Consider the following 11,039-nt stretch of genomic DNA (forward strand, 5'->3'; position numbering starts at 1 on the left):
CCAAAAAGTCGTCTAATATAAACTCAAGTAAATAACAGAAATCGACTTTTTAGAAAAATAACGGAAAAACTTGAAAAAACTGACTGATTTTTAGAAAAAAATCAGTCTTTTTTATTGCTTTTTAATTGTGTGTATATTATAATACAATATACACACAATTAAAGGAGAGAGTTATGCCATCAATTCCTTCAGGAGAAATTAAAACTGTTATAGTTCATGTCCGTCAGAAGAACGGAGATATCTACGTTCTGGAAAGAAAAATCAAATATGATCCGGAGAAAAAGTACAACAAAATACTAAGTGCAAAACTACTCTCTAAAATTCCCAAGGGCTCTGAAATTCCTGTGCCAACACGTGCAAAAAGAAAGAAATCAGATGCAAATGAGGCTGATAGTAAAATTGTAACTGCCGAAAGAACCCGTATCGGAATGATGGATATCATAGAACACGTCGGACAGGTTTCCGGCATAGATGATGCAGTCTATGGTTCGACTGATTATGGGACAGCACAGAAGATTATTTCACTTGCAAGGTATCTTCTTGCCTCCAATGGACAGACTCTTCCTGGAATACGAACCTGGCAGTACAATCATCCGTTACCGTATGAGGATGGAATAACAGAGGATGTTTACCATAATCTGTTTAAACAGATAGGTATGGACGAATCACTTCAGCAGGAATTTTTTACCAGACGTTGTGAATCTCTGTCAGAAAATGATGCTCTTGCATATGATTCATCCACCATATCGACCTACTCAAATAATCAGAGTGATGCAAGGTTTGGTTTTAACAAGGCTCATGACGGTTTAAAAACAATAAAACTGCTGACACTGTATTCCATTAACAGCAGGCAGCCCGTAGCTTTTACCAAACAGCCGGGAAATCTTCCCGATGTTACTTCGGTGGTTAACGCATTAAAACAGCTGACAGCACTGGGAATAAAGACCAGAGAAATAATAACAGATAACGGATACTATTCGGAAAGTAATATTTCAGAGATGCTTCAGGCCGGTTTTGATTTTATTACACTCGCAAAGACCAGTATCAAATGGATAAGACCTGAGATAGACAAAAACACCGATGCTCTGCATCAGTTCAGTAGCGTATGCCCGTTTGATCCGTCAATAAACGGAATAGTGGTTCCTGTTAAACACGATTTTGTAAAGGTACATAAATATGCCAGTCAAAAGAAAGGACTGAAGAAGGGAGATACTGAGAGCTTTACCAAGAAGATTTACATTCACATATATTTCAGTCAGACCAGACACAATCAGGCCAATGTCGATTTTAACGAAGAACTGCTTGAATTGAAAAGGACACTGGAAGAAGGAACACCTATCGAGGAACTGTCACCATCAGCTCAGGAAAAAGCCACAAAATACTTTAAGATAAAAAAATGGGGCAGCAAGCTGACTGTTATTCCCGATAATGAGGCTATCAGTGAAGCTAATAAGTATCAGGGATACTTTGTACTTATATCCAACCGGGAGAAAAATCCCTTTGAATGTTTAAGTAAATACCGCAAACGCGAGACTATAGAGTCGTTCTTCCGGGCAGAAAAACAGCAGGCGGACGGTTCAAGAGCTCGTGTATGGGGTTCGGATACTCTGCGCGGAAGAATGTTTGTGCAGTTTGTAGCACTGTGTTATTACGAATATTATTGCGAGCTTATCCGAAAGTTAAAACTGGAACTTGATAAAGATATTCATGAAGGTCAGTTAAGTAGTAATGAGCTTGCTGTTACCAAACGCCTGAAATCATGGGTAAATAATACCCCGATATACCTGCAGCTACAGTGGTTTGATACAGTAGAAAGTGTCAAAATTTCAACCAAACTTAGGACATACAGGTGGAGTACAGAAGTCACAGCATGTGACTCACTGTATCTCAAAAAAATTGGAGTCAGAAATGACTAGAATTGTTGAGTGTATGTTATACGACTTTTAGGTTAAACATATCCGGCGCGAAATACCCATCCTTTTCCCTCTCTTCAGGTGCCGGGAGGCCGACTTCAGCCATGCCGGGGATGTTTTCGGGAATTGCCAGACAGTTCGGGGACTTTCCCGCCTCAGTTTTGGGGATATACCCCAGATAATTTTTTATGTTTCTCGCCAGGTTACTGAGAACCATTTCCCTGTACTTTTCGGACATCATGCGGCGCAGCTTCTCGTTAGCCGGCTCTCTGTCTTCGTCTTTGCGAGGACGCTTGCTGAATCTGTCGATATTGCTGTCAATCCAGTCTTCTGACGCCGCGAACAGCCAGCAGATGTATGACAGGAATACATCATATCTGCCATCGGTTCTGGTCCCGGTCTCGTCGTCTGTCCTGGCATCAATCTCGCCATTGGCATTGCGGTGAATCTCACCGCTGTAAATGAGTACCGCCATGTTTGGAACTGAATGCTGGAAATTAGGAAGCAGAATATCAGGGAGCAGCGCATGCACTATGTATGTATGCCCGTATTTGTCTGGCTCCGGGAGGATAACGGCAAGGCGCTTAATTATGGCCTTTACAGTTTTATCAGGCGCAGCCGTGGATTTGATTGTTCGTTCATACTCTCCCCACTTCTGACACTTGCAGCCCGGATTATCTTGTAAGAACCGCTTTTTAAGGGCCTCAATTACGTGATCTGCCGGGGAAAAACGTATAGTTGCAGAAGATTTTTCGGGATAATAGGTGACGTTATAGTTTCTGTGGTCTAAAATATCCATGTTCGTAACCTTGCTGTTTAGCTATTGCAGTTATGAACGGGGAGATTGCGGAAACCGGTCAAAGTTTTGGGCAATCTCCTTCTTAAAACTGTTCCATTTTTTCTTCACTGCTTTCTATTTTCTCCAATATTCTTCGTTAAAACTCAAACATGCTTCTGATTTACTGGATCCTGAGGACCTCCGCCTGTGGTGATAAGGGGGGATCAGGAATTTAAAGAACAGACTGTCAAGATTGTATGGAAAGAGGTGTCACAAAATTTCAGCGGAGATGGTCACGTAGGAGCGTAATTTTCACCTTATAAGGTGGATAAGATTTTCTGGTTGATTTGTTCAGGGAATTACTATAAGGAAAAAACACCAATTCAGATAAATGGGCACAAGAAAGAACTCATAGACCTTCTAAACGAGAATTTCTAGAAAAACGATAAATTGACGTTTTGTAGTAATTTCGTTCCCTAATATTTCATTAATATATTTTTTACAAAATTATCCGAAAAAGGCCTTGTCCGAAAAGCAATGCCTTTTTTTTCGCACTTTCTCAATAAATTATAATAAAATATTGTTAACTTATGCTTGACACTGTTAAACATATCTGATATTATATTTTATTGTAATATCAGTCCGGATTGCCGGGCAGAACCAGGTGATGTTTTGAGTCCTATTTTGTGGAGTTAACATGTCGCATATTTACCGGGAAAAGAGGGAAATTCCCATTCCTGAGAACGGCTATATCAATAAGCATGACGGCAGAGTCTTTGTGTTCCTCCCCTCCGATGGCAATGCCAAAAAGCGGGATTGCAAGCGAATGAATATCGGCAAGGCTGCAACGGAAAAGACGATGTATGCCAATGAGAATTTCAGGTTTTATTTCCCGGAGCTCTGGGAAAAATACTATGGCGGTTCCGCTGGCAAAATGAAGTATGTCCTGCATCCGGGAATGTATGCCCTTACACTGGGTATCTGTCATCAGAACGGTTTATATGCCCGGCTTCTTGACGTGTTCGGGCCCGCTGATGCGAATTTGATGATTGACTACGCCATGTACTCCATCATGGATCACTCAAATGTATCTCTGGGATACAGCGACAGAATGAGTTCAGAAGTGATGTTTTCTCATAACTGGGCCTGCTCTGATTCCAAACTCTCAGAATTTTTTGGCCGAAAGATCACTGAAGAACAGAGTTATGATTTCAGGTCGAAATGGCTTGATGAATGTGTGAAAAGAAACGTAACCAATGCCTGGATAAGCATAGACGGTTCTAATAACGACTGCGTATCTCAAAGCTGCGCTCTTGCCATAGAAGGCGAAGCAAAGTCCGGCAAAAACATCCCAGTCGTAAGCTATATGTATGCGGTCTGCGCTGAAACCGGATTGCCTCTGACCTTTGATGTGTACCATGGCAGTTCAGTGGACAGCAAGGCTTTCCATAAAGTCATCGAACTTCTGAACGGTCACGGTATCACCGTTAAAGGAATTATCATCGATCGCGGATTTGCCGCTGAGGATGTGCTTGATCATATCAGAAGCATGAATCTTCCCTTTGTTGTAATGCTGAAATCTGACTGTTACGGCTATACCGATATGGTGGAAAAACACTGGCAGGAAATAAAGGCCAGGGTGGATCATCTTGTTAATGAGAATGCTCTTTTTGGCATGTCGGAGCAGCACAGAATTTTTAAGAAGAGCTCACCGAATGATTTTGTGAACGTCTTTTATGATATGACAAACGGCTGCGCCCGCGCCGCTGTTCTTATCAGCAAAGTTGTGAAGGCCAAAAAAGAAATGGATGCCGCGGCAGAGCGAGGAGAAAAGCCCGCTCCTCCCGCTCAGCTCAGGAAATATTTCAGGATTGCGCAAAACCCTGATGGAACCTTTGATGTGGTGTATGATAACAGCATATGGCAAAACGATGTTGACAGGAAAGGATTCTCGGCTATCGGAACATCGCATGATTTCGGAGTTGAGGAAACCGACAGAATTTACAGCCTGAGAAGCAGTTCCGAGATTCAATACAGCTACATCAAAACTCAGCTTGGAAGCAGTGTTACCAGAGTACATCCCACTGATTCGGTGATAAGCAAATTTCTGGTCTGTTTTGTGTCATCGATTATCAGAAATGAAATTCAGCAAAACTGCAAAAAGCTGGGATTGAGTACGAATTCCGCCATACGGGAAATTGACAGAATCGAAATGCTGCTTCAGCAAAACCGAAATTACATTGCCATTCATAATGAAACAACACGGGCTAAACTTTTACTGGCAAGGTTCGACATACTCCCCGGTGATTTTGACATTATTGCTGCCGAGGTGACCTCAAGGTTTACTTCCTCTATGGAGAGTCTGGAAAGAAAGAAGCCTCAGCACACTGTTACGAAAAGAGAGCCTGGCAGACCGAAGAAGAACAGCGGTAACGAAACGACAGATACAGAAAAGACTGATCCGGCAGCGCCAAAGCAGAAAACCCGCGGCAGGCCAAAAGGAAGCAGGAACAAGAAAACTCTGGAGAGAGAAAGACTGATAGCTGAGGGAAAGATCAAACTCCCGGAAAAACGTTCTCCGGGCCGGCCCAAAGGGAGCAAAAACAAGCCCAAAACCGATCAGCCTCCAAAAGAGAAAAGATCCCCTGGCAGACCCAAGGGGAGTAAAAATAAAATATATGCATGGATGGGATAATTCCTAAAAACCGGGTTGATGTTTAACGTTTTTATGGAAATTCTCGTCTAAAAGGCTATGTAAGATAAGCAGTTTATACTTTTGCCGTGTATGTCGGAAGTGCGTCGATTTCAGCTTAATCTTTGATTTATAACAGCTGGTTATTGTACCTAGAGAGGGTGATTTTAACTATGTTAGAACAATTAAATGTGAAAGGTTTTAGAAAATACAAGGATTTTACTGTATTTGATTTAGCAAATGTCAATATTGTTCTTGGTGCTAATAATGTAGGTAAAACCTCATTTTTAGAAGCTGTTTATGTATGGTGTTGCGGTTGCAATGGTGGTTCTTTTGTTAATATCCCGCTTTCAAGAGGTAGGTATAGTTTTGTTCAGCAACCGTTCTGGGTCATGGAGGAACTTCTATCTGTAGTGAATGATGCTCAAAATGTCCCGATGACAATGTCTTTTGAAGGGCTGTTTGACGGAGAACGAGTTTGCTTTGAACACTCTATTTGGCCTTCTGATTTGCTTGGAGTATATGATTCTTCATATCAATATAACAATCAGAATTCATTACTTTCTTCAGAACTGCCGGTGAATTCAAGTCAAATGAATAGCAATCAGACAAAACTGATTGCTAAATGGCAGATTACACAAGGGGAACAATCTGTCATCACTGATATTACGATTCCTGCAAATCTGATTGCATCAAAATCCTATCGACCGGTGAAATTTATCGATTTATGGTCGCATGCTATAATATTAGAAAACCAGCAAATTTATTCAGCCCTTAAGAGAGAACAAAAATTACAGAAATTTACTGATGAGTTAAAGAAGGTGTTCCCTGATATTTTGGGATTCGACATGATTCCATATCCTGACGGTTCTACGGCACCTGTTTCGGTAATAATGAGCGGTGATAAAGTATTACCGTTATATGCATGCGGAGACGGTGTTCAACGATGGTTTTATATGTTAGGTATAATGATCCTGTATAAGAATTCAATAATCTGCATAGATGAAATTGATACAGGTCTCCATTATAAGGCACAGGCTGAATTTTCGGTAAATCTTGTAGATTATGCTTTGAAGAACGGAGTTCAGCTTTTTGTAACAACCCATAACATTGAATTTGTTGACGCATTTCTTGATTCGATAAATGATAAACGAAATGATAATATGGATAAAATTAGGATTATAACTCTTAAAGATACTGTGGATGGAATTACGTCACGAACCATGAATGCATGTGAAGCCGTTGAGGTCAGGGGAGATTATAATCTGGAGTTGCGATAATGGGTATGAGCATTATTCTTTGTGAAGGTAAAACTGATCTAAGCTTGCTGGGCAATTATCTTGAAAAAGTTGCCTTATGGAGATCGCTTACTCCGGAAAAAAACAAAGTCTTTTTTCAAAATAAAGTATTAGGTCAAAAGTCAGCACTTTAGGCCTTCTTAAATTTCCACGGCATTGCCTGCTCAAGAATAGCATTTCTTCTTTCATCAGACAGCGATTCATCTTTCAGTTCGTCTCTGTGAATACCCATATATCTGAACTTACATTTCGCAGTTGAAGCTGGTTAATTTCCTATTGCCTCAAAAATGATAATTTTTTAAAAAGCACCGACAACAGCATGCTCATGGCAAGCGTCTTTCCGAATCTCCGGGGCCTCAGAATCTGAAAAACCCTGTTCCCGGGGTCAGAAGCTCCTCAAGACAGGAGGTCTTGTCGATGTAGACCATGCCCGTTACTGATAAGATTCTCGAAATCAGATATATGCCTAGCGGAAATACAGTCCCGGAGACTGCCATATCCGTATTTGTTTCCATATCCGCTCCTTAAAAGCGTCTGCATTTCATGAAACCGCGATCTTTTTGTATAGATAGCAGAAAATGCCCCGGGATGACGTAATGATGGCGCTATGCTGCCTAAAACCGGCAGCGGTCTCTGATTTTTCTGCTGATATCAGGCAGTTTAGCATATTCACCTCTTTGATACCTTAATCTGCACGGCAGAATAGCAAACCTGAAAAGGCTGTACTGCCGTTTTCCTTCTGGCATGGCCGGATTTGCCTGCTAGGCATGAGGGGCCTGAACCTGACAGATCTGACAATGACGGGGAGCAGCGTTTTTTTATCCTTTTCACTAAATTAACCCGGATTTCTTGCTCTGCTTCCATGTTTCGGGTAGTATTCTTCGCAGTTGGGAGTTTATCCGCTTTCATGCTGAAAAATTCAGGGGTGTTCCGGAGCCGGCAGCGGCCGGAACGCGAACAGCAGACGGATCCGGCCAAAGGAGAATATTGCCATGCTGACACATGAGGAAGTTGAACAGTTTATTGAGAAGACCGAGCGCGAGCTTGAGGAATCCGGAAAGAAAATTGCGGCGGTAAGCGCTGCGATTGAAAAATCAGGCTTTAAGCCCAGCGAGGAAGTTGAGGAAATGGCCCGGGAGCGTCTTCAGCAGTATGAAAAGGAGCACGAATACGAGAATAACCAGCGTATGGCAGTGCTTCAGGACGAGATGTACAGCAATCAGCCCCGGTCTGCCTCCGCGTTCCGGAGGAAAAGAGGCATCGCCATCTGATTTCCCGAAAGCTGCGGAACAGCAGTTGTTCCGGGCTTTTTCACGGGGCGGTGGTGGCCTGAAATTACCGGTATGCCGCGATGTACGGTTTTGTTTACCTCCTGGGTTTTCTGACAGCCGTCTTTGCCGGCGTTCGCCGTTTTCCCTGTTACGAAAATACCTTTCTTTATACTCTTTATATTTCTGTTTATGCAGCTCTGGGGGCTGTTATCGGCGGCCGGCTGGGGTATGTCCTTTTTTACGAGCCCGGATATTATCTTGGCGCTCTTTCCGAAATTCCGCTTCTCTACAGGGGGGGCATGTCTTTTCATGGCGGGGCTTTAGGGCTTCTTTTAGCGGTGTATCTTGCGGATCCCCGGGGTTTTACGGTTAACGGAGATCGTCTGGCAGTTCTTTCCTGCTTTATTCTGCCTTTGGGGAGAATAGCCAATTTCCTGAACGGCGAGCTCTGGGGCACGCCTACGGATCTGCCCTGGGGCGTGATCTTTGAGGCCGCGGGGGACGGTATTCCCCGGCATCCGGTGCAGCTCTACGAGGCGGTGCTGGAGGGACCGGTGCTTTTGATGCTGCTCCTTCTGAGCCGCCGCCTTCTTAAATTATCCGGAGAGGCCGGGGGAGCTATGGCTCTTTTCGGGATCTGGTACGGGATTCTCAGGTTCCTGGCAGAATTTTTCCGGGAACCGGATCGGGTAGCCGGCTACCTTTTTTCCGGCATTACGCGGGGACAGGCACTGTGCGCAGCACTTGCTCTCCTGGGGCTGCTTTTTCTGGCGGTGCTTCTCTGGCGGAGACGGAGGTGTCCGGCCCCCAGGACGCCGTAAGGCTTCGTTACAGGGGTTTTCCGAACACGGTGAAGAGGCTTTCCAGGGTATTCAGCATGACGCCGAAGGATATTTCGCCGTTCTCCAGAAATTCCGGATAGTAGAAGATAATCAGGAAGGAGCATACGCCGCTTTTGATCGGCATGGAGAGAATGAACACGTTGAGCTGCTGTGCGAATCTGTTGATAAGTCCCAGGGAAATATCGCAGGTGAGGGAGATCAGAATGAACGGCGAGGCTACCAGCACGGTCTCCTTCATCATCCATGTCAGATTGCTTATGGAGAATAATGCCAGCCGGCGATCCGAGAAATCCGGAATAATTTCCCGCACCGGCCAGCTGACGTAGGAGCTGTAGAAAAGCTCCATAAAATGCGTGAAGCTTCCGGATACAAAAAACAGGGTAATCAGGGACATGAACAGGATCGATCCCAGCGGGGAGGTTTCTGCGCCGCTCAGCATGTCCGAGGTCTGGGCCATGGAGGCGCCGCGCTGGTTATCCACAATTGTGCCGGCAGACAGTACCGCATAGAATACCAGGGAGGTCAGCCAGCCCAGAAAGATTCCGATGAAAACCTCCTTTACCACAATTATCAGAAGAGAGATGAAATCACCCACGGATACCAGATGAATAGCCGCTGCCTGCTCCAGCATCAGGGGATGCAGCGGAATGTACAGCGCGATGGCGATGGATCCCTTGACAGCAGCTGATACTGAGGGGCCAAACAGCGGACAGACTCCGATAAACGTTACAATGCGAATCAGCCCCAGCAGGGCGGCTGAGATGTGCAGCCACCAGAAATTGTCGCTCAGAAACGCCTGAATGTATTCCATAGCCTACAGGGTATAAAAATAGCTGAAAATGATCTGTCCGTAGTGGGAAATCTCGGAGGAAAACCATTCCGCAGTCAGAAAAAGTGTAACGCCCACGGCTATCAGCTTGACGCCGAAGGTCAGGGTCTGCTCCTGAAGCTGGGTTATCGCCTGAAACAGCGCCAGGGATACACCGACCACCGAAGCCACCATGATCGGCGGCAGGGACAGCATCATAATAAGATAAAAGCACTGGGTAACCAGATCAACGATGGCAGGGTTCATGAGAGGTCTCCGGTTTTAGGAGGTTCCGGGGCGGCGCCGTTTTCGGCGCGGCGGAAGCTCAGCATGGTCATGTCGTCGGACTGATCGGCCTGGCCCCGGAATTCGACTATCGCATCCAGTATGGAGTATACCTGAGATTTGGCACTGTTGTAATGGCGCTGTTCCAGGACATTCCGGATGCGCTCCTCGCCGAAGAATTTATTTTCCTCGTTCTGGGCTTCGCTAATGCCGTCGGTGTAGATAAAGAGATAGTCGCCGGGATCCAGATGCCCGGAGCCCAGCAGGTAGTCTGCTCCCTCCATAACGCCCAGAGCCGGTCCGGAAAGATGCTCCAGAACCATGAGTCCCTTTTCCCGGACGATAAGGGGAGGGCAGTGCCCGGCATTGCAGAAGCAGAAGTCTCCGGTAAGGGTGTTCACAATCATGGAAAACAGCGTAACAAACATCATGTTGGGGTTTCTTTCGCTAAGACAGCTGTTGACATCCCGGAACACCGTTTCAATGCTGTCTGCGCCTTTGTAGAGCTGTCTCAGCAGGGTTACGCAGATGCTCATGAACATGGCTGCCGGCACCCCTTTGTCAGAAACGTCGCCAATAGTGATCACCAGCCGATCCTCTCCCAGCCGGAAGACGTCGTAGAAGTCGCCGCCCACCTCCTTTGCCGGGTGGATAAAGGCGGATATCTCGTACAGAGGGCTTCTGGGGATGCTTTCCTTGCCGGGCAGCATGCCCATCTGAATGTCGTAGGCAACTCCCAGCTCGCCCTTAATGCGGTTTTCACGGGCGGTGCTGTCCACCAGGGCGTTGATATTGGTTATCAGGGAATTGCTCATATTTGAGATGGCCAGGCTGAGATTGCCCACCTCGTCATTGGAGCCATAGCGGATAATGTTGAGATTTTGTATTAGGTCTTAAACCGTCTTTTTAAGGCTTCAGGGATTCTTGACAAAAGTGCTGGTGAATCCGTACCATATCGCACACAAAAATCGTGATGTGCTGAAGGAATTTGCAATGGAAGCGAAGATCACAAATAACAATCTTCCTGCTAATCAGCACGATACTGACACTTCCAAACTGGACAACCTTTACTCGTTAATCGAAAAACTTACATCAACCATTCAAGAGCAGACCTCAACCATTCAGAAGCAGACTTCAACCATTCAGAAGCAG

The 11,039-nt window shown here is 45.1% G+C and carries 11 protein-coding genes; 6 read left to right on the forward strand and 5 right to left on the reverse strand.

Translation table 11 applies throughout. The annotated features are described in order from the left end of the window. Positions 1-173: 173 nt before the first annotated feature. Entirely contained in the window at positions 174-1,916 is a 1,743-nt protein-coding gene (locus F557_RS0110480; RefSeq protein ID WP_019002178.1) for an IS1634 family transposase, read from the forward strand. 16 nt (positions 1,917-1,932) lie between these two features. On the opposite strand, the gene F557_RS0110485 is transcribed toward F557_RS0110480, so the two are convergent. Next, on the reverse strand, positions 1,933-2,712 hold the full coding sequence (locus F557_RS0110485) for a hypothetical protein (protein ID WP_019002179.1): 780 nt from the start codon (positions 2,710-2,712) through the stop codon (positions 1,933-1,935). Positions 2,713-3,388: 676 nt separating this feature from the next. On the opposite strand from F557_RS0110485, the gene F557_RS0110490 reads away from it, so the two are divergent. The 3 genes from F557_RS0110490 (at position 3,389) to F557_RS22295 (ending at position 6,815) form a co-directional block, all read left to right on the forward strand. Then, positions 3,389-5,386 carry a transposase gene (locus F557_RS0110490; RefSeq protein ID WP_019002180.1) on the forward strand — a complete coding sequence of 666 codons (1,998 nt, stop codon included), beginning with the start codon at positions 3,389-3,391 and terminating at the stop codon, positions 5,384-5,386. 170 nt (positions 5,387-5,556) lie between these two features. Next, positions 5,557-6,663, forward strand: coding sequence for an AAA family ATPase (locus tag F557_RS0110495; protein ID WP_019002181.1), 1,107 nt, complete (start codon positions 5,557-5,559; stop codon positions 6,661-6,663). Continuing rightward, entirely contained in the window at positions 6,663-6,815 is a 153-nt protein-coding gene (locus F557_RS22295) for a hypothetical protein (RefSeq protein ID WP_019002182.1), read from the forward strand. The genes F557_RS0110495 and F557_RS22295 overlap by 1 nt, the downstream gene beginning before the upstream one ends. A gap of 222 nt (positions 6,816-7,037) precedes the next feature. On the opposite strand, the gene F557_RS22300 is transcribed toward F557_RS22295, so the two are convergent. Beyond that, positions 7,038-7,196, reverse strand: coding sequence for a hypothetical protein (locus tag F557_RS22300; RefSeq protein ID WP_019002184.1), 159 nt, complete (start codon positions 7,194-7,196; stop codon positions 7,038-7,040). Positions 7,197-7,673: 477 nt separating this feature from the next. On the opposite strand from F557_RS22300, the gene F557_RS0110520 reads away from it, so the two are divergent. Together F557_RS0110520 and lgt are read left to right on the forward strand one after the other, a co-directional pair. Continuing rightward, positions 7,674-7,952: a hypothetical protein gene (locus tag F557_RS0110520; RefSeq protein WP_019002186.1), complete on the forward strand. Its 279-nt coding sequence runs from the start codon at positions 7,674-7,676 to the stop codon at positions 7,950-7,952. A gap of 80 nt (positions 7,953-8,032) precedes the next feature. Beyond that, a complete protein-coding gene (gene lgt, locus F557_RS19625) occupies positions 8,033-8,773 on the forward strand; it encodes a prolipoprotein diacylglyceryl transferase (protein ID WP_019002187.1) in 741 nt (246 codons plus the stop codon). A 7-nt stretch (positions 8,774-8,780) separates the two neighbouring features. On the opposite strand, the gene sctT is transcribed toward lgt, so the two are convergent. The 3 genes from sctT to F557_RS19630 are packed head-to-tail and all read right to left on the reverse strand — an operon-like array spanning position 8,781 to position 10,732. After that, complete coding sequence (gene sctT / locus F557_RS0110530; protein ID WP_019002188.1) at positions 8,781-9,605, reverse strand: type III secretion system export apparatus subunit SctT; 825 nt, start codon at positions 9,603-9,605, stop codon at positions 8,781-8,783. A 3-nt stretch (positions 9,606-9,608) separates the two neighbouring features. Then, complete coding sequence (gene sctS / locus F557_RS0110535; RefSeq protein ID WP_019002189.1) at positions 9,609-9,869, reverse strand: type III secretion system export apparatus subunit SctS; 261 nt, start codon at positions 9,867-9,869, stop codon at positions 9,609-9,611. Next, the gene (locus F557_RS19630) at positions 9,866-10,732 is read right to left on the reverse strand and encodes a PP2C family protein-serine/threonine phosphatase (protein WP_157617850.1); all 867 of its coding nucleotides are present in this window, start codon (positions 10,730-10,732) and stop codon (positions 9,866-9,868) included. The genes sctS and F557_RS19630 overlap by 4 nt, the downstream gene beginning before the upstream one ends. Between the last annotated feature and the right edge of the window lie 307 nt (positions 10,733-11,039).

It is taken from the genome of Succinimonas amylolytica DSM 2873, from assembly GCF_000378405.1.
GTDB classification, from domain to species: Bacteria; Pseudomonadota; Gammaproteobacteria; order Enterobacterales; family Succinivibrionaceae; genus Succinimonas; species Succinimonas amylolytica.

Bases quoted from the DNA above. Each gene is read 5' to 3' on its own strand.
- F557_RS0110485 (WP_019002179.1), bottom strand. From the start codon at position 2,712: ATGGATATTTTAGACCACAGAAACTATAACGTCACCTATTATCCCGAA.
- F557_RS0110495 (WP_019002181.1), top strand. From the start codon at position 5,557: ATGTTAGAACAATTAAATGTGAAAGGTTTTAGAAAATACAAGGATTTT.
- lgt (WP_019002187.1), top strand. From the start codon at position 8,033: ATGTACGGTTTTGTTTACCTCCTGGGTTTTCTGACAGCCGTCTTTGCC.
- F557_RS0110490 (WP_019002180.1), top strand. From the start codon at position 3,389: ATGTCGCATATTTACCGGGAAAAGAGGGAAATTCCCATTCCTGAGAAC.
- F557_RS0110480 (WP_019002178.1), top strand. From the start codon at position 174: ATGCCATCAATTCCTTCAGGAGAAATTAAAACTGTTATAGTTCATGTC.
- sctT (WP_019002188.1), bottom strand. From the start codon at position 9,605: ATGGAATACATTCAGGCGTTTCTGAGCGACAATTTCTGGTGGCTGCAC.
- F557_RS22295 (WP_019002182.1), top strand. From the start codon at position 6,663: ATGGGTATGAGCATTATTCTTTGTGAAGGTAAAACTGATCTAAGCTTG.
- F557_RS0110520 (WP_019002186.1), top strand. From the start codon at position 7,674: ATGCTGACACATGAGGAAGTTGAACAGTTTATTGAGAAGACCGAGCGC.
- F557_RS22300 (WP_019002184.1), bottom strand. From the start codon at position 7,196: ATGGAAACAAATACGGATATGGCAGTCTCCGGGACTGTATTTCCGCTA.
- sctS (WP_019002189.1), bottom strand. From the start codon at position 9,869: ATGAACCCTGCCATCGTTGATCTGGTTACCCAGTGCTTTTATCTTATT.